Source organism: Alicyclobacillus sp. SP_1, from assembly GCF_024706985.1.
In the GTDB taxonomy this organism is placed as follows: domain Bacteria; phylum Bacillota; class Bacilli; order Alicyclobacillales; family Alicyclobacillaceae; genus Alicyclobacillus_I.
The window spans coordinates 285,949-310,135 of sequence record NZ_JAMCCX010000017.1; the positions used below are offsets into that span (position 1 = coordinate 285,949).

21 protein-coding genes and 1 other annotated feature are annotated in these 24,187 nt (G+C 53.1%); of the genes, 19 read left to right on the forward strand and 2 right to left on the reverse strand.

Translation table 11 applies throughout. From position 1 onward, the window contains the following. Positions 1 to 67 precede the first annotated feature (67 nt). The 9 genes from lon to M4I36_RS05900 all read left to right on the forward strand — a co-directional run bounded on the left by lon (position 68) and on the right by M4I36_RS05900 (position 11,167). A complete protein-coding gene (gene lon, locus M4I36_RS05860) occupies positions 68 to 2,494 on the forward strand; it encodes an endopeptidase La (protein ID WP_258110779.1) in 2,427 nt (808 codons plus the stop codon). Beyond that, complete coding sequence (gene yihA, locus M4I36_RS05865) at positions 2,491 to 3,093, forward strand: ribosome biogenesis GTP-binding protein YihA/YsxC (protein WP_258110780.1); 603 nt, start codon at positions 2,491 to 2,493, stop codon at positions 3,091 to 3,093. Before lon ends, yihA begins: the two co-directional genes overlap by 4 nt. 97 nt (positions 3,094 to 3,190) lie before the next feature. Next, entirely contained in the window at positions 3,191 to 4,618 is a 1,428-nt protein-coding gene (gene hemA / locus M4I36_RS05870; protein WP_258110781.1) for a glutamyl-tRNA reductase, read from the forward strand. After that, a complete protein-coding gene (gene ccsA, locus M4I36_RS05875) occupies positions 4,612 to 5,448 on the forward strand; it encodes a cytochrome c biogenesis protein CcsA (protein ID WP_258110782.1) in 837 nt (278 codons plus the stop codon). The genes hemA and ccsA overlap by 7 nt, the downstream gene beginning before the upstream one ends. Before the next feature lie 24 nt (positions 5,449 to 5,472). After that, on the forward strand, positions 5,473 to 6,384 hold the full coding sequence (hemC, locus tag M4I36_RS05880) for a hydroxymethylbilane synthase (RefSeq protein WP_258110783.1): 912 nt from the start codon (positions 5,473 to 5,475) through the stop codon (positions 6,382 to 6,384). Position 6,385: 1 nt separating this feature from the next. Next, positions 6,386 to 7,189: a uroporphyrinogen-III synthase gene (locus tag M4I36_RS05885; RefSeq protein WP_258110784.1), complete on the forward strand. Its 804-nt coding sequence runs from the start codon at positions 6,386 to 6,388 to the stop codon at positions 7,187 to 7,189. Positions 7,190 to 7,222: 33 nt separating this feature from the next. After that, positions 7,223 to 8,209: a porphobilinogen synthase gene (gene hemB / locus M4I36_RS05890; RefSeq protein ID WP_258110785.1), complete on the forward strand. Its 987-nt coding sequence runs from the start codon at positions 7,223 to 7,225 to the stop codon at positions 8,207 to 8,209. A 4-nt stretch (positions 8,210 to 8,213) separates the two neighbouring features. Then, complete coding sequence (gene hemL, locus M4I36_RS05895) at positions 8,214 to 9,524, forward strand: glutamate-1-semialdehyde 2,1-aminomutase (RefSeq protein WP_258110786.1); 1,311 nt, start codon at positions 8,214 to 8,216, stop codon at positions 9,522 to 9,524. 152 nt (positions 9,525 to 9,676) lie between these two features. Further along, positions 9,677 to 11,167: a LysM peptidoglycan-binding domain-containing protein gene (locus M4I36_RS05900; protein ID WP_258110787.1), complete on the forward strand. Its 1,491-nt coding sequence runs from the start codon at positions 9,677 to 9,679 to the stop codon at positions 11,165 to 11,167. Between the two features lie 81 nt (positions 11,168 to 11,248). On the opposite strand, the gene M4I36_RS05905 is transcribed toward M4I36_RS05900, so the two are convergent. Then, the gene (locus M4I36_RS05905) at positions 11,249 to 11,410 is read right to left on the reverse strand and encodes a hypothetical protein (protein WP_258110788.1); all 162 of its coding nucleotides are present in this window, start codon (positions 11,408 to 11,410) and stop codon (positions 11,249 to 11,251) included. 129 nt (positions 11,411 to 11,539) lie between these two features. On the opposite strand from M4I36_RS05905, the gene M4I36_RS05910 reads away from it, so the two are divergent. From M4I36_RS05910 to murC, 4 genes are all read left to right on the forward strand, one after another. Beyond that, entirely contained in the window at positions 11,540 to 12,061 is a 522-nt protein-coding gene (locus M4I36_RS05910) for a hypothetical protein (protein ID WP_258110789.1), read from the forward strand. A 59-nt stretch (positions 12,062 to 12,120) separates the two neighbouring features. Further along, positions 12,121 to 12,321 (forward strand) — a binding site (T-box leader). 85 nt (positions 12,322 to 12,406) lie between these two features. Further along, a complete protein-coding gene (locus M4I36_RS05915) occupies positions 12,407 to 15,088 on the forward strand; it encodes a valine--tRNA ligase (protein ID WP_258110790.1) in 2,682 nt (893 codons plus the stop codon). Positions 15,089 to 15,118: 30 nt separating this feature from the next. Further along, a complete protein-coding gene (locus tag M4I36_RS05920) occupies positions 15,119 to 16,447 on the forward strand; it encodes a bifunctional folylpolyglutamate synthase/dihydrofolate synthase (protein WP_258110791.1) in 1,329 nt (442 codons plus the stop codon). Further along, positions 16,434 to 17,831 (forward strand): UDP-N-acetylmuramate--L-alanine ligase, encoded by a 1,398-nt coding sequence (gene murC / locus M4I36_RS05925; RefSeq protein WP_258110792.1) that lies wholly within the window; start codon positions 16,434 to 16,436, stop codon positions 17,829 to 17,831. The genes M4I36_RS05920 and murC overlap by 14 nt, the downstream gene beginning before the upstream one ends. 204 nt (positions 17,832 to 18,035) lie before the next feature. On the opposite strand, the gene M4I36_RS05930 is transcribed toward murC, so the two are convergent. Continuing rightward, complete coding sequence (locus M4I36_RS05930; protein WP_258110793.1) at positions 18,036 to 18,218, reverse strand: hypothetical protein; 183 nt, start codon at positions 18,216 to 18,218, stop codon at positions 18,036 to 18,038. Positions 18,219 to 18,388: 170 nt separating this feature from the next. Here M4I36_RS05930 and M4I36_RS05935 point away from each other — a divergent pair, with 170 nt between their 5' ends. From M4I36_RS05935 to radC, 6 genes are all read left to right on the forward strand, one after another. After that, positions 18,389 to 19,075, forward strand: a complete 687-nt coding sequence (locus M4I36_RS05935) for a prepilin peptidase (RefSeq protein ID WP_258110795.1) — start codon at positions 18,389 to 18,391, stop codon at positions 19,073 to 19,075. A gap of 55 nt (positions 19,076 to 19,130) precedes the next feature. Then, positions 19,131 to 20,177 (forward strand): type IV pilus twitching motility protein PilT, encoded by a 1,047-nt coding sequence (locus tag M4I36_RS05940; protein ID WP_258110797.1) that lies wholly within the window; start codon positions 19,131 to 19,133, stop codon positions 20,175 to 20,177. A 206-nt stretch (positions 20,178 to 20,383) separates the two neighbouring features. Beyond that, entirely contained in the window at positions 20,384 to 21,358 is a 975-nt protein-coding gene (locus M4I36_RS05945) for a resuscitation-promoting factor (protein ID WP_258110798.1), read from the forward strand. Positions 21,359 to 21,812: 454 nt separating this feature from the next. Further along, positions 21,813 to 22,931, forward strand: coding sequence for a hypothetical protein (locus M4I36_RS05950; protein ID WP_258110799.1), 1,119 nt, complete (start codon positions 21,813 to 21,815; stop codon positions 22,929 to 22,931). Between the two features lie 144 nt (positions 22,932 to 23,075). Next, positions 23,076 to 23,315: a hypothetical protein gene (locus M4I36_RS05955; protein WP_258110800.1), complete on the forward strand. Its 240-nt coding sequence runs from the start codon at positions 23,076 to 23,078 to the stop codon at positions 23,313 to 23,315. Positions 23,316 to 23,478: 163 nt separating this feature from the next. Then, positions 23,479 to 24,177, forward strand: coding sequence for a RadC family protein (gene radC, locus M4I36_RS05960; RefSeq protein ID WP_258110802.1), 699 nt, complete (start codon positions 23,479 to 23,481; stop codon positions 24,175 to 24,177). The last annotated feature ends 10 nt before the right edge of the window (positions 24,178 to 24,187 follow it).

Consider the following 24,187-nt stretch of genomic DNA (forward strand, 5'->3'; position numbering starts at 1 on the left):
AATCTGTACAATGGAGTGGTAAGGAAGCAGACATCTGGGAGAGAAGTTCATTCGGGGGTGGAACAGCATGGCAACAGACACACCCAAAGAGGCAAATACTTATCCACTCTTGCCTTTGAGAGGCCTGTTGGTTTTTCCGTCCATGGTCCTTCATTTTGACGTGGGGCGCGAAAAGTCGATACGGGCATTAGAGCGAGCAGTGGTTGCAAATAATCTGATTGTCCTGTCCTCACAAGAAGACGGTCAGGTGGATGACCCTTCTGTGGACGATTTGTATGAGGTTGGGACACTGGCCAAAGTCAAGCAGATGATGAAGTTGCCTAACAGCACCATTCGCGTCTTGGTCGAGGGTGTGGCGCGTGTGCGTATTGTCGAATACACACGCATCGAGGATTGGTTTGAGGTCGAGGTGGACATGCCGGAGCAACCGGTAAGTGACCATAACGACCCTCACGTTCAGGCGCTTATTCGCTCAGTTTTGCAACAATTTGAGCAGTATTCCAAGCTCTCCAAAAAGGTCGATCAAGAGACGTATGCGAGCGTGGTGGATATTGATAACCCAGACCGATTTGCGGATGCGGTAGCGGCGCATCTTCCTCTCAAGGTACGCGAGAAGCAAGATTTGCTCGAAGAGTTTGAAGTGGTTCCACGCTTGGAGCGGCTCCTTCAAATTCTTTCAGATGAACGCGAAATTTTAGAGTTGGAGCGAAATATTCACCAAAGAGTCCGAAAGCAGATGGAACGCACTCAAAAAGAGTACTATTTGCGAGAACAAATGAAAGCTATTCAACGGGAATTGGGTGAGCGGGAAGGACGCAGCGGCGAGGTCGAAGAGTTGCGCGAGGAGATGGCGGGTAAACCCCTTCCCGAGTCGGTGAGAGAGCGTCTTGAGCGCGAACTGGAGCGCCTGGAAAGAATCCCGCAAGCGTCGGCAGAGGGCACGGTTGCCCGCACGTACATTGAATGGCTCTTGGCGCTTCCATGGCTGGAACAGGCGAAGACGCGCCTTGATTTGCGCCGTGCCGAGCGTATTTTGAACGATGAGCATTATGGCCTCGAGAAAGTCAAGGAGAGAATTCTCGAATTTTTGGCTGTGCAAAAATTGGCGAATCGGGTCACGGGACCCATCATTTGTCTCGCAGGACCTCCAGGCGTAGGCAAAACGTCGCTCGCTCGGTCCATCGCCACCTCGCTGGGACGGCCGTTTGTGCGCGCTTCCCTTGGCGGTGTGCGAGACGAGGCAGAGATTCGCGGCCATCGTCGCACATACATCGGGGCTCTTCCTGGCCGCGTCTTGCAAGGATTAAAGACAGCCGGGGTGCGCAATCCAGTGTTTCTCTTGGACGAAATCGATAAAATGGCGAGTGACTTTCGCGGAGATCCTGGTTCTGCGCTGCTCGAGGTGCTCGACCCGGAGCAGAATGCCACGTTCTCGGACCACTATATCGAGATTCCGTTTGACTTGTCGAATGTTCTCTTTATCACGACGGCGAACAACATCTATGAAATCCCAGCACCACTTCGCGACCGAATGGAAGTCATTCAGCTGAGCGGATACACAGAGCTAGAGAAGTTGAACATCGCCAAGCGTCATTTGTTGCCGCGGCAGAAAGAGAAACATGCGTTGAAGCGGGATCAACTAAAAATCCCAGACTCCGTTATCCTCGAGTTGATTCGCTACTACACGCGTGAGGCTGGAGTGCGGCAGTTGGAGCGTCTGTTGGCGAGCGTATGCCGGAAAGTTGCGCGCAAAATTGCCACGGATGAACAAACTAAAATGAACATCACCGCGGCTCTCTTGAAAGAGTTTCTGGGTCCCCATATCTTCCATTTTGGGGAGATTGATCTCGTCGATGAAGCGGGAGTCGTCAACGGACTGGCTTGGACGGAAGCTGGTGGTGACTTGCTCAATGTGGAAGTATCAGCGGTGCCGGGCAATGGGAAAATGGTAATTACGGGACAACTTGGCGAAGTCATGAAGGAGAGCGCGCAAACGGCGTTATCGTACGTGCGTTCGCGAGTGCACGATTTGGGTATTCCACCAGATTTTTATGAACGCGTGGACTTGCATGTTCACGTCCCGGAAGGTGCCATACCGAAGGATGGGCCGTCCGCTGGTATCACGATGGCAACGGCCATCGCTTCAGCGCTGACCGGGCGCAAAGTTCGACACGACGTCGCAATGACCGGAGAAATCACGCTTCGAGGTCGAGTTTTAGCCATCGGAGGATTGCGGGAAAAGGCGATGGCGGCTCATCGAGCGAACATTCGCATGCTGATTCATCCGGAGGCCAACGTGAAAGATTTGCGTGACATTCCGGATGTTGTCAAAGAGGACATCGAGTTTCGCGCCGTGAAGCATATGGATGATGTTCTTGAGCTAGCGTTGGTAGATGGCCCACCGTTTGGCGTCAATGAGACCCTCTTTGCTTCGCCGGACATGCCCGGTCTGTTGCATGATAGCTCGTATCAAGGTGGAGGAGCTCATCAATGATAGTCAAGCAGGTGTCGTTTGAACTTGGTGCTGTGCGCCCATCCCAGTGGCCCAGGGATGGGCTTCCTGAGTTTGCCTTCATCGGCCGTAGCAACGTAGGCAAGTCCTCGCTACTCAATCGTTTATTGCAGAGAAAGTCGATTGCTAGAGTTTCTCAACATCCTGGTAAGACGCAACAAATTAATTTTTATCGAATTAATGATGCGTTTCGATTTGCAGACCTACCGGGATATGGGTATGCGACCGTCTCCAAACTTCAGCGGGCGGCTTTTCAGCGCTGGATTAAAGGGTATATTGAACTGCGCGAGCCGTTGGCGAGAGTTCTTCACTTAGTGGACATTCGGCACGAGCCATCGAAGGAGGATGTACAGTATCATCAACTTCTGCAGGAGGTCGGTTGCCCGATGCTCGTCATAGCCACGAAGCAGGACAAGATATCGAAGTCCGCGATTCAACCGTCCATTCAGCGGATTGCATCTTGTCTTCAAACGGGTGTGACAATCGTACCTGTCTCTGCTACCAATGCTCAAAATATAGATTCTGTGTGGAGTGTCTTGGATGCAGATATTCTCTCCTTCTCTTCGGATGCGAGCGATTGACACGGTACCGACACAACTGAGATAGCTCGACCAGCCTTGTTTTTGTTATACTTTGACTTGGAGAAGCTGGAATTGTATTTTTGGGGGTGCCTGCACCATGCAGATCATCGTCATCGGCGCAAATCATACGACGGCTTCCGTCGATGTTCGGGAGAAGCTGAGCTACCGTGAGGATGAAGCACGGGAAGCATTGCGTAAATTTAAGGACTCCCGTTCGATGTTTGAGACGATTTTGGTCTCTACGTGCAATCGTACGGAAGTGTATACGTTGACCACGTCCCGCAAAGCAGCGGTCGATTATATTTGTCATGTCTTTGCGTCACGAGCGGGTTTGTCCGTGTCCGAGATGCAGACGCATCTCTATGTACATGAAGGTCAGGCTGCAGCCCGCCACGCGATGAAAGTAGCAGCTGGACTGGACTCCATCGTGGTTGGAGAGACGCAAATTCTCGGTCAAATGAAACAAGCATTTGCACTTGCGCAGGAATGCGGTACGGTTGGTTCCATGTTGCAAAAGCTGTTTCAGCAAGTGGTGGAAGTTGGAAAGCGTGTGCATACGGAGACGTCCATCAGCAAGACACCCGTATCTGTGGCTTACGCCGCTGTTCAACTGGCGAAAAAAATATACGGGTCAAGCAAGGCTCGTTCTGCCTTGGTTCTCGGCGCGGGGAGTATGGCGAAATTGGCCGCTGAACATTTGGCCAGTCAGTTTGAGGGTCCATTGTGGATAGCGAACCGCACGTTCGGTCGAGCGGTTGAGTTGGCAGAGGCGGTCGGAGGCAAAGCAATTCCGTGGGAAGATGTTGAAACCATTTTGTCGAAAGTGGACATTGTCTTGACTGCAACGGGTGCCAAAGACCCGGTGTTGTCCTTGGCCCAAGTTCAGAGAGCGCAAAAGCAGCGCCGGGGTCAGCCTCAATTTATTGTCGACATTGGTTTGCCGCGCAATGTCGAGATGTCCGTTTCGCAAGTCAAAGATGTCTTCTTGTTTGATGTCGATGACCTGCGTGGGGTCATTCAGGCAAATTTTGAAGAGCGCGCACGTGAAGCCGTTGTGGCGAGCGAGTTGATTGAACAGAGTCTCACCTCGTTTGAAAACTGGGTGACGTCGCTCAGGATGGTACCCGTTATTTCGGCGGTGCGAGCTAAAGGGGCTAACATCCAGCGCGATGTGATGCACAGCTTGGAAAATAAATTGCCGGATTTGAATGATAGGGAAAAGAAGTTGATAGCCAAGCACATGATGAGTATTGTCAACCAGCTCTTGAAAGACCCGATTGAACAAATGAAAGAAATGGGAACCATGAAAAAACCATCGATTTCTCCCGAGGGCATGGCGAGTCTCTTCGGGGTGGAGGCAGAGTTGTCTGCAGTGGACACGTTTTCTGATGTCCTGCCGACCCATTCTATGCTGGAAGATTTTTTGTCCATGTGGCGTGGTGGCGAGAGTGCACCATCGACTCCCGCTGAAGAATTGGTAGCGGTTGCTGGTATGGGGTCGGTTCGCACTCGCCGCGAATGCTGACCGGTAATCGCCTTCTATTAGACTTTACCATTTTCATCTACGCAAGTAGTTTGACGCTCTTCTTTTGGGATACGGTAGCTCCAAAACGCGGAATGAACCGAGCTGCACTACTCCTTTTATTCCTAGTCTTTAGCGGTGAGACCGCGTTCCTCCTGAAGCGGCTGTTTGCGTTCCACGCGGCTCCACTCTACACGCGATTTGACACGTTGCTGCTCGTCTCTTGGCTTGTGCTTCTGGTAACGTTGGTGGTCGACGCGTTTTTTCGTGTCGGCCTGCTTGTCTTCTTCGCCAACGTCATCGCGTTTGGATTCGTTGTGTTCGACAGCTTTGCCCCGCTCGAGGTGGGCGAGACGGTACATGAACAGGCGGATTTACTGCTCTTGCACGTGGGTTTCGCTGTTCTGGGATATGTTTGCTTCACGTTAGCTTTCGCGTTTGCAGGTATGTACCTTCTGCAGAATATGCTACTGTTGCAGAAGAGGTGGAACCGTTGGTACCTTGGGTTACCGAGTCTGGCCGACTTGGAGCGGTTTAGCCACCGCAGTACGCTGATTGGCTTTCCGCTGTTGATGGTGTCGATGGTGCTCGGTTTTGTTTGGGGTCGACTGGTTTATCATCATTGGATTTGGCTTGACGTCAAGCCCATCCTCACCTTTTTGAACTGGGTATGCTATGGCGTGTACTTGTGGCTGTATCACTCATCGTCCTGGTCGCGTTCAAACCTCATGAAGTGGAACGTCGCGTGCTTCGTATTTTTGTTGGTCAATTTTTTTGTCGGTAGCGATTTCAGTACATATCATCCATGGACATCCACAGGTATTTTGGGTTGATGGGTGGAGGGGAGCGGTGGCAAGATGACAACGGTCCGAGTAGCTTCGCGGAAAAGCGAGTTGGCGATGACTCAGACAAAGAGCATGATTGCAGCCATGCAAAAGATTCGACCCGACTTTCTGTTTGAAATTGTGCCCGTGGTAACTCGAGGTGATGAAATTGTCCATGTACCCCTTTCTGAGGTCGGCGGCAAAGGACTCTTTGTCTCTGAAATTGAGCAGCTTTTGTTGAAGGGTCATGCAGATCTTGCTGTCCACAGCATGAAAGATGTCCCAGCAGAGCTCGCTGAGGGTTTGACGATTGGCTGTGTGCCCGTGCGGGAAGACCCTCGCGATGCTCTGTTGACCCGACATGGCGAGCAGCTTCGTGATTTGCCAATGGGAGGAGTCGTCGGCACGTCCTCGTTGCGCCGGGCCGCCCAAATTCATCACTTGCGGCCTGATTTGGTCATTCAGCCTCTGCGCGGCAATATTGACACGCGCGTCAAACGGTTGCAGCAGGGCGACTTTGACGCCATCGTGTTAGCATCCGCCGGGTTATCGCGGATGGGCTGGAGCCATCTGATATCGGAGCGGATCGACCCACACGATATTCTCCCCGCGATTGGCCAAGGGGCACTTGCTATCGAGTGCGTCGACGAGGAAGGCGAGGTTCGCGCGATGCTCCGCGAATTAACTCACGAGCCTACCCTTCAGTGCGTTCAAGCGGAGAGAACGCTGTTGAAGTTGCTTGGCGGGAGCTGCCAAGTGCCGATTGCGGGACACGCAGAGCAGGTGGATGCGTGTATTCGCCTGACGGGATTGGTTGCGACGACGGACGGAAAGACCGTCTGTAAGGCGACCTCCGTTGGCGGGGCGTCGGCAGAGCTCGGTCAAGCCGTTGCGCGGCAGTTACAAGAACAAGGGGCCAGTGACATTTTGGCGGCTTATGTCTGACATGTTTCGACTTGATACGCGCACTGCGGCAAAATCGAGTGTACCGCGCGTGGTGGTGACAAGGTCGCAGCCTGGCGCAGAAGCGTTGGCCGAAGAGCTCGCGGCGCACGGCATGGACGTACTGACGTCGCCACTCTTGGCCCCCCATTACGAAGCAGACCCACAGATATTGGACTATGCGCTTCATGCATATGTCGGCATTTTGGCTACGTCGGCGAATGGTCTGTTTGGCCTCCATCGTGCGTGTGGAGACGAGGCACAAGATGTCCAACCACGTTGCTACTGTGTAGGCGAGGGCACCCAGCGGGTGGCTGAGTCACTCGGATGGCCTGCCTTCCATCCGCCGTCGGTGCATGATGGTCACAGTTTGGCTCGCTGGATTGATGCTGAGCCGTCCATCGCGAAAGGGCCGTGGCTGTATCCATGCGGAGCGGAGACGCTCGACGTAGTCCCAAACTATCTTCGGCAGCGGGGCCATGAGGTCACTTCCTGGAAGGTTTATTCCATGCGTCGCCTACCACTGTCCATAGATGATTGGCAATCTTTCTTGGTTCATCCGGCGTTGGTCCTGTTTTACAGTCCTTCGGCGGTGCGTGCGTGCCGGGAGCAATTGCAGAGTATTCCGGGGCTAAGACGTCGCGTACAAGAAGTGGCAGGCGTTGTTGCTATTGGAAATACCACGAGTGAAGCATGTCGGCAAGACGACTGGACAGTCGTCGCAAAAGCTGAGAAGCCAACGACGGATGCGGTCGTCGCAGCGATTCGGTCCGCATGGCCAGAATGGCTTAGTGCCTCATCTCAATAGATTAATAAAACGGAAGCTATGGGAGGAATCTACATGAATACATTTCGAAGAAATCGCCGGTTGCGGCGCACTGAGAAGCTTCGGCAGTTGACGAGAGAGTCTGTGGTTCACGTTGAGGATTTTATTTATCCAATGTTTGTTCAAGAAAATCTCCACGGAAAAGAAGAAATCGCAGCCATGCCCGGGCAATATCATTACGGATTAGACGAGTTTCGCCGCACGGTCGTAGACATTGCAGAACTCGGCATCCCGGGCATTTTGCTGTTCGGATTGCCGAGCGAAAAAGACGAGCAGAGCTCTGGAGCCTACGCTGAGCGTGGTATTGTGCAGGAGGCTATCCGCGTCGCCAAGGCGGAAGCTCCGGACTTGGTGGTGATGACGGACGTGTGTCTGTGCCAGTACAACCCCGCAGGTCATTGTGGGTTGGTTCGGGGGAGCGAGATCGTCAATGATGAAAGTTTGAAGCTGATTGCCGCAACAGCCCTCTCGCATGCGGTTGCAGGCGCAGATGTGGTAGCGCCATCGGACATGATGGACGGTCGCGTATCGGCTATTCGCGAGACGCTGGATGAGGCGGGGTTTGCGAACACGGCGATTTTGTCGTACGCGGTCAAATATGCGTCTGCATTTTACGGGCCATTTCGTGAAGCGGCGCATTCTACACCGCAGTTTGGTGACCGCAAAACGTATCAGATGGATCCCGCCAATGTTCGCGAAGCCTTGCGTGAGGCGGCGGATGATGAGCAAGAAGGGGCCGACATGTTGATGGTTAAGCCGGCTCTCAGCTATCTTGACGTGACCAGGGCCGTCCGCAATCAAACGACGCTGCCGGTTGCGACGTACAATGTCTCGGCTGAGTACAGTATGGTCAAAGCGGCAGCCATGCGCGGCTGGATTGATGAAAGAGCCATGGTGATGGAAATTCTGACGTCGTTCAAGCGCGCTGGTGCCGACTTTGTTTTGACGTATCATGCCCTCGACGCCACGCGTTGGCTACGGGCTGAAGGGGGAGGGCGATAACAGCATGACGAAAAACATCAGAACTAGAGAAAAATCCCAAAGTGCTTTCGACAAAGCGGTTCGCCTGATGCCGGGGGGAGTCAATTCGCCAGTTCGTGCGTTTCGTTCTGTAGGACAGCATCCCGTCTTCGCCAAGTCCGGGCGCGGCGCGTATCTCACGGACATCGACGGTAACGAGTACATTGACTATCTTCTTTCCTGGGGTCCGTTGTTGTTTGGACACGCCAGCAAAGAGGTGCAAGCAGCGGTTCAAGAGGCTCTCGTTTCTGGCACATCTTTCGGACTACCGACCGAGCGGGAATCAGAGATGGCTGAACTCGTGCAACAGTTGGTGCCGTCCATGGAAGTCGTGCGCATGGTCAATAGTGGGACGGAAGCGACCATGAGCGCGTTGCGTTTGGCTCGCGCATTCACGTCGCGCCGCTACATCGTCAAATTTGAAGGCGGCTACCATGGGCACGCAGATGCGTTGCTTGTCAAAGCGGGATCGGGCGTTGCTACGCTCGGCTTGCCGGACAGTCCAGGGGTCAACGAAGATACGGCCAAAGCCACGCTGACGGTACCGTATAACGACTTGGATGCGTGTCGCCGCTTGTTTGCCGAATATGGCGAGCAGATAGCTGCCGTCATTGTCGAACCGGTTGCCGGAAACATGGGGTGCATACCGCCCGTTGCTGGTTTTCTCCAAGGTCTGCGGGACTGTACCTTACAATCTGGGGCTCTATTGATTTTTGATGAAGTTATGACCGGATTTCGCGTGGCTAAAGGAGGCGGTCAGGAGCGCTTTCAAGTGCGACCTGACTTAACGACATTAGGGAAAGTCATTGGCGGCGGGTTACCCGTCGGCGCTTATGGTGGAAGGGCCGACATTATGCAGATGGTTGCGCCTTCGGGAGCAGTTTACCAGGCAGGGACGCTGTCTGGAAATCCTCTCGCGATGGCCGCCGGTTATGCGGCCCTGACGCGGATTCAACAAGAGGCTTCCCTAGGGCTCTATGAGCGGCTTGAGCAGTACGGCCAAAGTCTCGTTCAAGCGTTCGTCGAAAGTGGTCAGCGGCGAGGTATCGAAGTCTCCGGTACAGCGGTCGGAGGGATGTTCGGATTTTTCTTCCACGAGGGTCCCGTGTCGAATTACCAGCAAGCCGCCAGCAGCCATCGCGAGCGCTATTCAGAGTTTTTTGCTGGTATGTTGCAACGGGGAGTGCTGTTGCCACCATCCCCCTTGGAGTCCTTTTTCCTGTCGTCCGAGCACGGTCCGAGGGAACTGGAGGAGACAGTGGAAGCTATCCGCGGCGCATTCGAAAGTCTCCGGTAACGGCTTGTGCCACGTGATGATCCTACTTAGAAGACGGTCAGCACGCTCTGCAGAGACATCGCCACTGGCCGTCCTTTCTAAGAACATATTCGCGCAAACCTCCTCATACACTGTCGGTGCAGACATGCGGCAGTTTGAAGGAGGGTTTCCAAATGCCGAATGCAGAGCATAGTCCGATGATTCGCGTCAGCATTGAACAGGAAATTTTTATGGATAGTGTTCGTGAGCATGACCAGGTAGCAGATGCCACGGTTGCTACCGAAGTGATTTCGTTCGATCGCGCTGGAGACGCCTACGTTTTAGAGGGGGCGATTGTCTTCTCTGGATTTTTGACGCGGCCGGATGAAGAAAAAGGACAAACGGAGGAGAAGGCTGTCGCCATCTTGCTCGATGAAGATCCGGTAGTTCATGTTCACCACCGTCTGCCGTTTGTCATGCGCGTGCCAGTCGAAGCTCAGCCACGCGGGGTGATTAATGTCAAAAGTCGACTATCCGGCTGGCGTTTGACGGTCTCTGGCGCGTCGTGGCTCAAAGTATCCGGGGAATTGGAAATTGCCGGCCTGAGTGGTTCTAAAGGTTACCACTTTCAATGTGGCTCACAAGAAATGGGCGACATCTTTTTCATGTTGCCGCCGGACGACTTCTCATCGCAACCGAGTGCTAGGCAGGAGCCTACAGTTGAGCATGTCGAGTCGCCGCTTCAGGCTGATGCTGCGTCCGACGCCACTGTTGACCAGACCGACATCTTAAGCGCACCTGCAAATTCAGCTCATGAGACGCAATCCACGCTGGATTCGCAACAAGACCAGGCGACCGAAGCGGACGAGTCGATGTTCGCCATGGAGTTCCGTGGAGAGCTGACGGACGAGGGGGATGAGGAAACGCGCGGTCTAAAAGAAGTGCCGGACCACGACTCCTCCGAACGAGCCGACGTCACGGCTTACCAAACGGAGCTTCTTAGTGAAGCGCGCTCTGGCCATGGGCAGGGGCAGGGGCAGGGGCAGGGGCAGGACAGTGGTGGCGTGGAGATTGCGCGCGAACTGAGCGAGCTCGACCGATTTGTCCCCGATGTCAGTCATGATGTCAGTCACGATTTTCGCCAGCAAGAAACGATTGAAACCAGTTCTGACGTGAAACCAGCCAAAGAAATGGCAGACGCCATGAAAACCGAAGAAGTGGCGCAATATTCGTTCGAAAATCAGGTGAGCGATCCGTTCGATCCGCCTCACCTCGCGCCGCGCAGGGCGCGTGACGAGTCCGACTTTTCGATTGCTCGTGCTTTTTCGCATGCGTCCCCAACATCCATTGAAGGTTCGTCCGCACCATCGGCGTCAATAGAACAGGATGGTGTTCGGGGTATGACGACGGACAGTTTGTCCGTGGTCGACGAGGACCAAGAAGTTCAGTCTATGAAGACGAATGCAAGCTTATGGTCGTTCGTTGATTTTAATGTGCCCGACACGAGGTACACGCTGCGCTTTGTGGTCGTCATGGAAGAAGACACGTTAGAATCGATTGCAGACAGAGTAGGGGTTTCCAAACGGGAATTGATGACATACAATCATCTTCACGAGGAAGTTGTGTTGCCTGGGCAGACGCTGCAGGTGCCGAGTTCGACGGTCGCTCAATTGGCTACTCGATGAAAGGCGGCACAAGCGTTAGAAGGACTGAGGTGTGAATGGTAGCAAACAGAGAGGGGGGATGGTTCCATCCCACCCTTTTTGCTACGGTGCCCCGAAGAAAGTCGCAGCAAATACTACGAAGAGAATCATGAGAATGAGTAAGTCGAGCGTGTTGGGCCAAATTAACGCGCGAAGGAACAGCAACATGATGGCGATTGCCAGCAGGAGCTTGACAAATCGCGCGAGGGCAATGAATAAGCCCATGGCCCTCACCTCCTCTGAGTGTCCACCTGATTATATGCAGACATTCTTCTGGCAAGCCCTGTTCACCGAGAAAATGGGACAAACATTTGTTAAAATGAGTGGGAGAATGGGAAAGAGTGAGGGATGCTCATGGCAAATCCGCTAATTAGTGGAGGCAGTTGGAACGGATGGTACATCCGCTATTTGACACTCCTCGTATTGATGCTGGGCGCGCTACAGACTGTGGCGTTTTACACCATTCACTATCCTTTGATGTACAGCAGCGAGTTTGCCATGATTGTCGTCATGTGGTTGGTCATACCGAGAGTGCAGGAACGACGTCTGGCGAACACCATCGCTGGGGTGTGTGGTGCTTTTGTCATCGGCGTCCTTCTCCAATTGACGGTTGGTGCCGCTACTACCAAGAGCACTGGCATTTTGGAGATGTTGGGGCAGAATGCGCTGATTCTCGTCATTGCGCTAGCTCTCAGTTATCTCTATTTGCGAGTCACCATTTGGAGCGACCGCAAAAAAGTTCAACTGGAAAACAAGAGAAAAGAAAAGGAACGAGCCAAACAACAGCAGACGGTTTCGCGCGTTCAAGTGACTCCTGGAGGTCGCGTTCATCGCGTCAAAAAGAAGAAGCATCCGCAGCGTCGAAGTGGTCACTGACCAAACGCCAGTTGACAGTGCGCCTGCAAGCAAGCTATGCTTGCAATAATTGAATTCGGAGTCGCGCGATGATAAGAAGGAGTACAGGTATTCCCTTGCACAGAGAGAACAGCGCAGTGGTGGAAGCTGTTTCAAGGTAGCCTCGAAAGTCGTCTTGGAGCAGCACCGGGTCATGCCGTTATCCATGAGAAGTGTGTCGTCCGTTATCATCTGGCGGCAAATTCAGGTGGTACCGCGGAAGAGGTTCTTTCGTCCTGAGGGGCGAGAACCTCTTTTTTGTCGTCGGACGCCTATGGTAAACGCATCGCGCCAGCGCATCTGTCCACTAACCGAGGAGGAATTGAAATGTCCGAAAGGCCTCAAGTGTCTGCAGGCAACGACCGTGGAATGAGTCCATTGTACGACGCTGCTTCCGTCGAGCAGCGCATCTACACGAACTGGGAGTCCGCCGGGGTTTTTCGAGCCCAGCCAAAATCTCCGCGGCGGCCATACGCTTTGGTGATTCCGCCGCCGAATGTCACCGGCGTCTTGCACCTCGGCCACGCCTGGGACCAGACCTTGCAGGATATTTTAGCCCGCTATCACCGACTGCGTGGAGACGATGTTTTGTGGTTACCCGGAACGGATCACGCTGGAATCGCTACTCAAACCCGTGTTGAACGAACGCTGTTGGAAGAAGAAGGTTTGCGACGCCATGACATTGGCCGCGAGGCATTCGTTGCCAAGGTGTGGGATTGGAAGGCAAAGTATGGTGACACGATTACTTCGCAAATTCGGCGTCTTGGCGGCTCCGTGGACTGGTCGCGCGAGCGATTCACGATGGATGAGGGCTTGTCGAAAGCCGTTCGGACGGTTTTCGTTCGCTTGTATGAAAAAGGACTCATCTATCGCGGTAACCGCATCATCAACTGGTGCGCGCGGTGCGGTACCGCCCTCTCCGACATTGAAGTGGAACACGTGGAGACGGAAGGACATCTGTATTACGTTGATTACCCGACGGTGGACGGCCAAGAGACGGTGACCATCGCGACGACGCGTCCGGAAACCATGTTTGGCGATGTCGCGGTCGCCGTTCATCCAGACGATGCGCGTTACGCGGGGCTTATCGGCAAGTCTCTGCGACTGCCCCTCGCCCATCGCGAGATTCCAGTGATTGCGGACGAATATGTCGATCCCGCTTACGGCACAGGCTGTGTCAAAATTACTCCGGCGCACGACCCGAACGACTTTGAAGTGGGCGAACGCCACGACTTGTTGCAACTGCAATGTATGAATGCGGATGGCAGGATGACGGAGTTGGCCGGTGATTTGCAAGGCCTCGATGCTGTCACGGCGCGGACCAAGACGGTCGAATCTCTCGAAAAACAAGGATTTCTCCGCCGAGTGGAGAAAATTACACATTCAGTAGGGCACTGCAGCCGCTGTTCGACGGTGGTGAATCCGCTCTTGTCCCTGCAATGGTTCGTTCGCATGGAGGAGTTGGCTCGCCCCGCATTGAAGGCAGCTGAAGACAGAGAACTCAAGTTCATTCCTGATCGTTTTTCTAAAATTTTTTCGCATTGGCTTGAGGATGTTCGGGATTGGTGTATTTCTCGCCAGCTCTGGTGGGGTCACCGAATACCTGCCTGGTTTTGTTCTGACTGCGAGCATGTCACTGTGTCTATCGAGTCCCCGACAGCTTGTGAGCATTGCGGTGGGCTCTGCTTGAGTCAGGACGAAGACGTGCTCGATACATGGTTCTCTTCCGCTCTGTGGCCGTTTTCGACCATGGGCTGGCCAGACACGGCGAATGAGGATTTTGCTCGTTATTATCCGACTTCGGTCATGGTCACGGGGTACGACATTCTGTTCTTCTGGGTTGCTCGAATGGTCTTTATGGGCTTGGAGTTCACCGGGACGCTTCCCTTTTCGGATGTCGTGTTGCATGGATTGATACGAGACTCTGAGGGTCGAAAGATGTCAAAGAGTCTTGGCAATGGAATCAATCCAGTGGATGTCATCGAAGAAGTTGGTGCAGACGCCCTTCGGTTCACGTTAGCCACCGGTACGGCGCCAGGGAACGACCAGCGCTATAGCATCGAAAAGTTAGAGGGCAGCCGCAACTTCGTGAATAAGCTGTGGAATGCGTCTCGCTTCGTCTTGATGAATGTCACGCAGCGTGCAGAGAAAGAGGCACTCGCTGTCGACCGACTTGCGATGACCGACCGCTGGATACTTGACCGCCTCCAGGAAACCATCCTGTCTGTCACGCGCCTGCTCGACAGCTACGAATTTGGGGAAGCGGCGAGAACCCTCTACGATTTTGCGTGGGATGACTTTTGTGATTGGTATATCGAGATCGCCAAGATAGATTTGTACGGAACCAACAGTTCGCGAAAAGAGACGGTTCAGTCTGTGTTGACGACCGTTCTGACTCACTTGGTGCAGCTCTTGCATCCCTTCATTCCGTTCGTTACGGAGGAAATCTGGAGCTTTATTCCGGGAACGTCAGGCTGGATTGCAGCATCCGCTTGGCCCACAGGTTCGACCGAGTGGCGAGACGAGGAGGCGACGGCGTCGACGCGCCTGCTCCAAGACGTCATCCGGGCCATTCGCAACTTTCGGTCCGCTCAAAACATTCCTCCATCGAAACAGATGCCTATTTTTGTCCGGGTGCGCCAAGAGCACCTGTTGCCGTCGTTTCAAGAAGGAGAGGGCATGATGCGGCGTCTGTGTAACGGCAGTGAGTTGCACATTGCGTCGCAGATGGAGATTCCGGATGGAGCAGCGACCATCGTGACGGAGGGCGCGGACGTGTACGTTCCCCTTCAAGGTGTGATTGACTTTGCCGCTGAACGTCAGCGCCTAGCTGAGGAGGAGAAGCGGTTGGTCGAAGAAATCACGCGACTGCAGACAAAACTTGGCAACGTCCAATTTGTGTCCCGCGCTCCAGCTCAGGTGGTGGATGGCGAACGGAGGAAATTAGCGGACTACGAGGAGCGCCGTCAAGCAGTTCAAGAACGCATTGGTCAATTGGCCAAGATGTGAGGTCGCGTACGCAAAAGGAGGGGCGTTGATGTGCTGAGCGGTCAACGGTGGATTCGCGACAGGCAAACGTTTGGCGTGCGCCTCGGCTTGCATCGCATGGAGGCGATGCTCACAGTTCTCGGACACCCGGAACGAAGGCTTTCTTTTTGGCACATTGCCGGCACCAACGGCAAAGGGTCTGTCGCGGCGGTGTTGACAGCCGTCCTTCGCCTGCACTACCGCGTTGGCACGTTTGTCTCTCCTGCCTTTGATGGCTATCGTGGGCGATTCACCGTTCAAGGTAGAGCGGTCGACGCACCGACGTTCGAGCGCCTCGCTGGCGTGGTGCGGGTGGCGTCGGAAACGCTCGATAGGTCCGATCCGCTGACCGAATTTGAAGCTCTGACGCTGATGGCTTTACTGCATTTTGTCGAGCAAGGGGTTCAACAGGTCGTGTGGGAAACCGGGCTTGGGGGCAAATATGATTCCACCAACCTGGTGCGTCCTTTGGTCACCGGCATCACGAACGTGGGCCATGACCATCTCGAGGTGCTCGGACCCACGCAGAGAGACGTTGCCGAACAAAAGGCCGGGATTATCAAAGAGTCGGTGCCGATAGTAACAGGAGCGGAAGGTATTGCGTACGGTGTGATAGAACGTGTTGCAAGGGAGCAACGAGCGCCACTGTGGACCGTCAGGCGAGATGTTGCGGTCTCGATGGAAGCGATGGAGCGGCATGGTCAAAGATTCTGGTATCGTGGACGGCGACAGGATGTTGGGGGATTGTTTTTGCCACTCCACGGTCGTCATCAAGCGGACAACTTGGCTGTTGCACTCGGTATGTTGGAAGCGGCGGATTACCTTCCCGCCCCGGCACTTCTTCGGCTAAGTCTGGCACAAGTGGTATGGCCGTTGCGCTTTGAAGTGCTCCGTTGCGGTTCACAGACGGTCATTCTGGATGGTGCGCACAATCCGGAAGGAGTCGCTGCACTGGCCATGAGCTATCGGTCGTTTGCTCGTCGCTTTTTGCCGCCAAACGCACGACCAGTCATCGTGCTCGGCGTTTTGGCAGGAAAGCCCATAGACGACATGCTGGTTCATTTAGCGGCAATTTCCAACCGCATCGTCGTTGTTGCGCCAGATGTTCACCGAGCTCTGCCCGTCGAAGCGATGCTTTCAATGCTCGACCATGGTCGCTGGCAGGTGGATAGCGCTGCTTCGGTCGCACAAGGATTGGAACGTGCGCGGACCATGTCGAATCTCGTCGTGGTTTGCGGCTCACTGTATACTGTAGATGAAGCGAGGAAGGCTATGGAACAGCACATGGATAGTTGGAAACTAATTGGGGATGAGGATGGTGATGCGCGTGCAGCGCTATAACCACGTGCATTTTGTCGGTATTGGTGGCTATGGAATGAGTGCTATTGCTCGAGTCTTGTTAGATTTAGGGTATACGGTCTCTGGTTCTGATGTCAGCCAACAAGAATTGACAGAGAAACTTGCGACGCGAGGCGCGAATGTGTTTCTGGGGCACGTTCGCACTCAGGTGGAAGGGGCAGACGCAGTCGTCTACAACACGATGATTGCACAGGACAATGTGGAACTCGTGGAAGCGCGTGCGCGCGGGATTCCCGTTCTCCACCGGTCGGAGATGCTTGCGCAACTCATGGATAATCGGCAGGGCGTTGCCATTACGGGAGCCCATGGAAAAACCACCACTTCGTCGATGATAGCTTATGTCATGGAGCGGTCTGGGCTTGACCCAACGTTTGTCATTGGTGGCGTCGTCAGCAACTTGGGCGACAATGCGAAAGCCGGAAATGGGCAGTATGTCGTCGCGGAAGCCGATGAAAGCGACGCCTCGTTCTTGCACTATCGACCCAAAATCGCGGTGGTTACAAACGTCGAAGCGGATCACTTAGAACATTATGACGGCAAGTTTTCCAATTTATTGACGGCCTATCGTACGTTTATCAAGCAAATTCCATCCGACGGTTTACTCGTGACTTCTGCCGAGGATGGCAATGTAGGGAGCCTTTTGGAGGAGGCACAATGTCCCGTGGTTACCTTTGCAACGGTGCCTGGCGTGTCCGCAGACTATACGGCTACGGGGATTCAATTGGTCGATCGCGGCAGTATCTGCGACGTTTATGAACACGGCGTTCGCCTCGGTTCGTTGCAGCTTTCTCTTCCCGGAGTTCATAATATCATGAATGCTTTGGCAGCCATTGCAGTCGCTCGGCACGCCGGTGTGGATTTTGATTCCATTGCACTCGCTCTGTCTGAGTTTCACGGGGCGAAACGTAGATTTCAAGTGATAGCCGATGCGGCTGGTGTCTTGGTGATTGATGATTATGCGCATCATCCAACAGAAATTCGGGCGACCATTGCGGCGGCAAGAGCAGCAGAACGGCGGATAGTGGCCGTTTTTCAACCGCAGCGTTACACGCGAACCTACTTTCTCTTTGACGCCTTTGCCAAGGCGTTTCATGGTGCGGATGAGGTCATCATCGTGGACATTTTTTCGCCAGCGGGAGAAAAGCAGATTGAGGGTGTGTCTGCAGAACGGCTGGTTGAGAGAATTCGCGAAGATAGTAATCCCCGGACTCAATTTATTCGGACCAAGGAAGAAGTTTTGGAATATCTTTTAGAGACGGTGCATGAAGGAGACTTAGTGCTCACCATGGGTGCAGGTGACATTTGGAAAGTGGCATATCGGCTGGGCGACGCTCTGCGTGGAGAACCCATGCGAGCTCTGGTCTGACGTTTAGGGCCGCTTCTATGCCTGGTGTACTTGTTTCTTGCGCTTTGTTCGTTCAATTTGTTCGTCCAATAGCAATGGTCGAAAGCCCCTGTATGGGTGGAATCTCTCCACTCGTACAGGGGCTTCTGAATCCGGCACGCTCACGCCAGCCCTAGAGATTCACGCCCGTCTTGCCGATGCGGCAGGCTTGTCCATCGACAAAGACTATCTCCATTTTCTGTGGGCCGTCCTCGACTTCCATCCGAGAGCTCGTTTGAGCCAGTAAAATGCAAATGCCAGAAGTGCCAAGAGAATCGCGAGTTTAATAGCAAACGTCAGAAAGACGGACAGGACAACCAAAGCCACGATAGCGATTGCAATCCAAACTAGATAGTAGAAGACATTCATGTCTTCATCTCCTCATAACTCATTTGATTCCAGTGTATCACACCTTCGTACGCACGGCGATCACGATGTCCTATCTCTTTGGACATGGATGAAGGAATTGTGAACATCGACGCAGAAGAGTATCTTTCATCGGAACACCATTTATAGAATTACTAAGGGAGATATATTGGATGTTTGGAAATGGGAGTGTACGACTGTGGACCCTTCTCTTCGTCTCTATGATAGGAATTTTGGCAACCGCCGGAGGTGTTCTTAGGAGCAATCGACGACTCTCATTGATGGCACCTTACGCCTGCCGTGATAGAACGTCGATGGGATACCTGAGCGCCCTTGCTTTGGTCGGCGGATGCGTTGACGCAGTTCTCTACACACTCAGTCACACGGCATGCCAGTTTGTTGGACAAGCGTTGCTTTGGGCGGTTCTGCTCACGTGCTTGAATACGGATGTTCAGGAATGGACGGTATTGGATGAAGTGACGATACCGGGGGCACTGTGTGTGGCAGAATGGGACTTGGCAACGGGTGTAAACTCTGCAGAGTTCATCGTGTCTGGTATGCTCATCGGTGCCGCGCTCATTCTCGTCATTTACTTCAGCACTCGCGGAAAGATTGGACTTGGAGACGCCAAGTTATTTTTGTCTATAGGAGCTATGCTAGGACCTGCGGGCGATGTAGGAGTACTGGTGCTCGCCTCTACCTTCGGAGTTCTTCTCTTCTCACCGAGCTTTTTCTCTCGCAGCGGTCGTGATGATTCCATGCCGATTCCGTTTGTACCCCTATTGTCGGCGGCCTGTCTTGCTTGGCAATTATATGGGGGGGATTTGGTCTCGTGGTATGGCGGTCTTGTGCAAGTCTAAGTAGGGTGAGTTGGCGAGCATCGTTCTCAACAGATTCGAATTTGGAGGCGGAACAATGCGGGTCCATGAAATATTTCGGAAAGCGTACGAAGTAGGTGCGTCTGACATTCATCTCTGTGTGAATATGACACCCGCTTTTCGTGTTTTTGGCGGACTGTCTTTTCAAGAGGGGGAGAAGTTGACTCCTGAGGGTACGCTCGCAATGGTCAAGGAACTGACGACCGAAGCGCAGTGGTCTTTGCTCTCAGAAACTGGTGACATCGACTTTTCGATGAGTATCCCCGGTGTCTCTAGGTATCGTGTCAATATCTTTTTGCAGCGGGGATGTTTTAGCATAGCTGCACGCATCATTCCTAAAGATGTTCCAAGTTTGGAAGCGCTACAACTGCCGGCCGTGGTTCGCTGGCTCGCAAATCAGCAGAGCGGACTGGTTCTCGTCACGGGACCAACGGGTAGCGGGAAATCGACCACGCTGGCAGCGATGATAGAGCACATCAATCAACAGTTTTCGCGCCACATTATCACGCTTGAAGACCCTATTGAATATCTTCATGAACATGGGCGGTCCGTCATTCAACAACGAGAAATTCGTGCCGACACAAAAGACTTTTCATCCGGTCTGCGAGCAGCCTTGCGTCAAAACCCAGACATCATTCTAATTGGTGAATTGAGAGACTTAGAAACCATTCATACGGCACTGACCGCCGCCGAGACCGGGCACTTGGTCCTGTCCACCCTGCATACCGGAGACGCCATCCAAACCATCAATCGCATGGTTGATGTGTTCCCTGCAGACCAACAGGGACAGATTCGCGTCCAACTTGCTTCAGTTCTGCAGGGCGTTGTTTCGCAGCGACTCTGGCTAAACCGAGAGCGCAGTGAACGGGTCGCGGTCGTGGAAGTCCTCGTCAATACGCCAGCCGTCGCAAATCTTATACGGACAGACAAGACCCACCAAATTCGGTCGGTTATGCAAACGGGTGGTACCTATGGCATGCAAACAATGGACGCGCACGTACGTCAATTGGTAAAGGCAGAGAGGCTTCCGGAGTCTGCGTTGTCATCCGTCATCCGGTGGCCGGAAAATTCTGATATCTTGTAGACGTGGTCGACACGTTTCGTGCGATTTTGCACTTTGCCCGCTCTATACTCGACTGGCAGGATACATTCATTTTGCGGCGAGTCGTTGGGAGCGAGACGAACATCCATCAATTTCCTTGCAAACGCACGAATGTCTCGATATACTAGCCCTCGATATGGCTCAGTATTGCCTCCCTTTTCTTGATAGTCGCGAGAAGAGGTGATGGAGTGCGTATCCCAAAGTCAAAAACACTGTACGTTTTGTTATCGCTCTTGATGGTCTTATTCGTGGGTGGATGGACCACGGCTCAGGCGGCATTCAAAACGGTGACAGTGCAAGACAATGGTAAACGCAAAGTGCTTCAGGGATACACATTCGGTACACTTGGAGACTTCCTGAAAGAACACAGTGTTGCGGTGCCCAAACGAGCCTATGTTTATCCTTCGCTGAACACACCCGTGAGCAATGGAATGCAAGTGTCGATTGTGTCACCGGATTGGATTACACTCGAGGTAGAAGGGCACATGCGTCAGGAATGGACATTCGCGCATACTGTGTCTGAAGTTCTTCAACTGTCGGGGGTTCGTCTGAACAAGGAGGACCATGTCTCGGAGCCGATGAATTCGCCCATTGTGAACGACGAGACAATAGACATTGTGGAATCGTATCGCCGGGTCATCACAAAGACGCAGGTGATACCATTTCAGACCATACAACGGCTCAGCCAGAATTTATTCAGCGGTCAGAGACAAGTGCTGTCGTACGGTGTGAAAGGGTTACTTCAAGAGAAGACGACAAGCTATTTTGTGAATGGCTCGAAAGTAAAGCAAACAATACAGCGCAAACTGTTGCGCAAAGTGAGAAATGAGATAGTCTTGGAAGGCACGGCTCCGAGAACGTTTGAGGTCTCGAGTCGTAGTTATTCGCCCGGCTTGTTTGCGGGGCAGATTACCGTGTTGGCAACCGCCTATGTTGAAGGTGGCATCACGTCAACAGGATGGGTTGCCAAGCCTGGTATTATCGCCGTCGACCCACAGGTGATTCCGTATGGGACAAAGCTATTTATTCCAGACGTTGGCGTTGTTCGAGCGGAAGATAGTGGTGCGGATATCATCGGGTACCATATCGATATCTGCATGTCGTCGTATCAGTTGGCGGAAGAGTGGGGAGCAAGAACGATCACCGCGTACATTTTGCGCTGATGCGTTTGATGCGACCAGCGAGACAGCGGCGATGGATTCTTTGTGATGAAAGACCGTGTCGTATGGACCTTCAAGTTATGGTTGACGACGCAATTTCTCGAGAAGAGTGAGGCCAGAGCGAGCCATCTATCAAATATTTGGGCGATGATTGGCGAATGCCGGATTCCGGTCAGTATTATCGCCGCTATGATTAAAATAACACCCACTCGAAATAGGTGGTGGAGCAAACGAACAGGCCACGTCCACAAGACGACGGCCTGTTCGTTTGTTATTGAGAAGGCATGATGCCAGTCCTGATGATCCACGGTATCGTGCAGTACAAGATTCTAATCTATCGAGTCCGCTCATAGATTAACAGCAAGAATTCTTCTTTTCGATAGGCAATTTTGAGAAGGTTCGTCTTACAGAAAATCATCTGCTGGTCGCACGGTAGCACGAAAGGGTGTGGCATGACGTGGCGAACAACGTCAAAGAAACGATTGACGCTAGGCCCTACGGAACTCTCATTCGCGTGGGTGGAGAAGAGTGGATGGTGGGCGTGAGCAACGGACCGACCGCCGTGCCTTCAGATAAAATGTCCAGTACGTCGGATAGAAGCGGATCGAATGTGTCAAAAGTCGATTTCGAACCTATCGACAAAGATACCAAGAAAGCAGATTCTGATGTGCGTTCCAACACCGGACAAGCGTCCGCACATCAACGTATGGCGATGGCTTCATCGCTGCATCAGTCATGGCCGAACCGGATGGAGAAAGTGTGGGAATCGGTTGTCCATCACTTCGTGACCTCCATTCGGAGTCATGCGCAATTTGCATCCGACTATCTCCAATGGGGCGTGACGGTCGGACTCATCATCGGTTGTTTGGTGCTGGTGTTGTTCGAACAAGTATCACCCTTCAGCCCCTTCGCCGAGAAGCCCACTGTAAGCTCGGCCACGGTCACGGCGAATGTCCCTACCATGCCTTCATTGACGTATCAAGACACGCATCGCCTCGGGTTATTCATTCCCAAAACAGAGATTTGGGGCGTTGAAGTCGGAGAATATGTAAAGTCCGCTACCGCTCTCGCGAAAATGTATGCTTTGAGAAAAGAAAACGTACCAGCTTACTTGCAATTTGATAAAAAGTGGATGGTTGTGGATGACCTAGCGTTGTTTCCGACCGACTTGAATCAAGGTTTAGCGATTGCGAAACAGCATCATCTGACCGTACATAGGGGCGAACTAACAGTAGGGGAGCGCCGCTTGCTCCTGTTACCACAAGCAACAGCAAGTAATGTGCAGGACTTGCAAAAGTTGTTCGACGCCGAACAGAGTGTACTGCTGGCTTTCGCAGCGGTCGCTTGTGATGGCGCGAATCCAGCCAATGCCAATCTCGATTTCCGAAACGAACAATCCTTATACTCCCATGCGATTCACGTTATCGGTCAAACGGGGTTGCAATCGCCGTTGGTTGCGCTGCAGGCGACGCTCCTGACTGCACAGACGGATCTCCGCACGCATCGTTTAGTGAGCGCTCGCGCGGAGGTAGCAGATGGCTTTTTGCGCCTCGAAACAATGACGGGTGTGAGTTGATACAGTTTTTTTGGAGAATAGCTCGATGCTTTTCGTCCACGCTGCACGCGTTGACATTAATTTGTTTACGCCAAGAAGGAGGATTGATGGCGTCGATGTCGAAACGTCATAACCGGAGTATGTTGGTGAAGGGGACGGATGCGCGTGAAGAAGAGTTTTGGACGCGGCCTCCTATACATACTTGTTGGTGCTTTATTGGGAACTGTTGCTGGGCAACTTTTGTCGAACAACGTCACCTTCTTTCGCAGCAGAGTCTTATTGACATGGCAGCCCAGAGTGGACTTGTTGTTCCTTGCCTGGTCGATGAACCTTCAGGTCTATGTAAATTGGATGACATTCATTGGGGTACTGGTTGCGGTATATCTGCTGATGAAGAAAAAATAAATTTCAGCGTCCGTGCACTCGGTGTCCATGGGCCGAGTCTTGCAGGTATGCGAGATATTTTTTCTCAAATTCTCCTGCAAAATCGTTGCATATCTCATCGCGCTTGTCCCTCTATATTAGGCCGCTTACCCTGAAACCTAGTAGTTATCAGGGAGGCGGTATCATGGAGGAACATGCGTTACAACATCTGTCACAAGTCATTCGTCAGGCCGAAGATGCGCCGAGAGAGCGTCTTTTGTCAAAAGGACCGTCTGCACTCCGCGGAGACGAGCTCTTGGCTATCATTTTGCAGACGGGCTCGCGAAATTTGACGGTGTTTGAGCTGGCCGTTCGCGTTGTGGATGCGGTCGGAGGAATCTACGGTCTGCTCGATGCCCGCGTCGAAGAACTGATGCGCATCCCAGGCATTGGGCGGGGACGGGCCTTGCAATTAAGCGCAGCCGTCGAACTTGGGAGGCGCATTGCGAGTGGCCCAGTCGGCACGCGGCCCGTCATTCATTCCGCAGACGACGCCGCTGCGCTGGTGATGGATAGAATGAGGTATTTGAAGAAAGAGCACTTTGTCACATTCTACTTGGACACCAAACACCGCATTCTCGGCGAAGAAACTTCGTCTGTCGGGAGTTTGGACTCATCCATCGTCCATCCTCGGGAAATTTTTATGCCTGCGGTCCGCAGAAGTGCGGCTGCAATTTTATGCATTCATAACCATCCAAGTGGAGACCCTACACCCAGTCCGGAAGATGTTTCAGTCACAAGAAGATTATGTGAGGCTGGACGTATATTGGGAATTGATGTCCTCGACCACTTGGTCATTGGGGACGGACAGTTTCGGAGCTTGAAGGCTCTAAATTTCATGTAGTCGCCGGATG

Excerpts from the sequence above, each read along its gene's own strand:
- lon (WP_258110779.1), top strand. The coding sequence starts at position 68 with ATGGCAACAGACACACCCAAAGAGGCAAATACTTATCCACTCTTGCCT.
- yihA (WP_258110780.1), top strand. The coding sequence starts at position 2,491 with ATGATAGTCAAGCAGGTGTCGTTTGAACTTGGTGCTGTGCGCCCATCC.
- hemA (WP_258110781.1), top strand. The coding sequence starts at position 3,191 with ATGCAGATCATCGTCATCGGCGCAAATCATACGACGGCTTCCGTCGAT.
- ccsA (WP_258110782.1), top strand. The coding sequence starts at position 4,612 with ATGCTGACCGGTAATCGCCTTCTATTAGACTTTACCATTTTCATCTAC.
- hemC (WP_258110783.1), top strand. The coding sequence starts at position 5,473 with ATGACAACGGTCCGAGTAGCTTCGCGGAAAAGCGAGTTGGCGATGACT.
- M4I36_RS05885 (WP_258110784.1), top strand. The coding sequence starts at position 6,386 with ATGTTTCGACTTGATACGCGCACTGCGGCAAAATCGAGTGTACCGCGC.
- hemB (WP_258110785.1), top strand. The coding sequence starts at position 7,223 with ATGAATACATTTCGAAGAAATCGCCGGTTGCGGCGCACTGAGAAGCTT.
- hemL (WP_258110786.1), top strand. The coding sequence starts at position 8,214 with ATGACGAAAAACATCAGAACTAGAGAAAAATCCCAAAGTGCTTTCGAC.
- M4I36_RS05900 (WP_258110787.1), top strand. The coding sequence starts at position 9,677 with ATGCCGAATGCAGAGCATAGTCCGATGATTCGCGTCAGCATTGAACAG.
- M4I36_RS05905 (WP_258110788.1), bottom strand. The coding sequence starts at position 11,410 with ATGGGCTTATTCATTGCCCTCGCGCGATTTGTCAAGCTCCTGCTGGCA.
- M4I36_RS05910 (WP_258110789.1), top strand. The coding sequence starts at position 11,540 with ATGGCAAATCCGCTAATTAGTGGAGGCAGTTGGAACGGATGGTACATC.
- M4I36_RS05915 (WP_258110790.1), top strand. The coding sequence starts at position 12,407 with ATGTCCGAAAGGCCTCAAGTGTCTGCAGGCAACGACCGTGGAATGAGT.
- M4I36_RS05930 (WP_258110793.1), bottom strand. The coding sequence starts at position 18,218 with ATGAATGTCTTCTACTATCTAGTTTGGATTGCAATCGCTATCGTGGCT.
- M4I36_RS05935 (WP_258110795.1), top strand. The coding sequence starts at position 18,389 with ATGTTTGGAAATGGGAGTGTACGACTGTGGACCCTTCTCTTCGTCTCT.
- M4I36_RS05940 (WP_258110797.1), top strand. The coding sequence starts at position 19,131 with ATGCGGGTCCATGAAATATTTCGGAAAGCGTACGAAGTAGGTGCGTCT.
- radC (WP_258110802.1), top strand. The coding sequence starts at position 23,479 with ATGGAGGAACATGCGTTACAACATCTGTCACAAGTCATTCGTCAGGCC.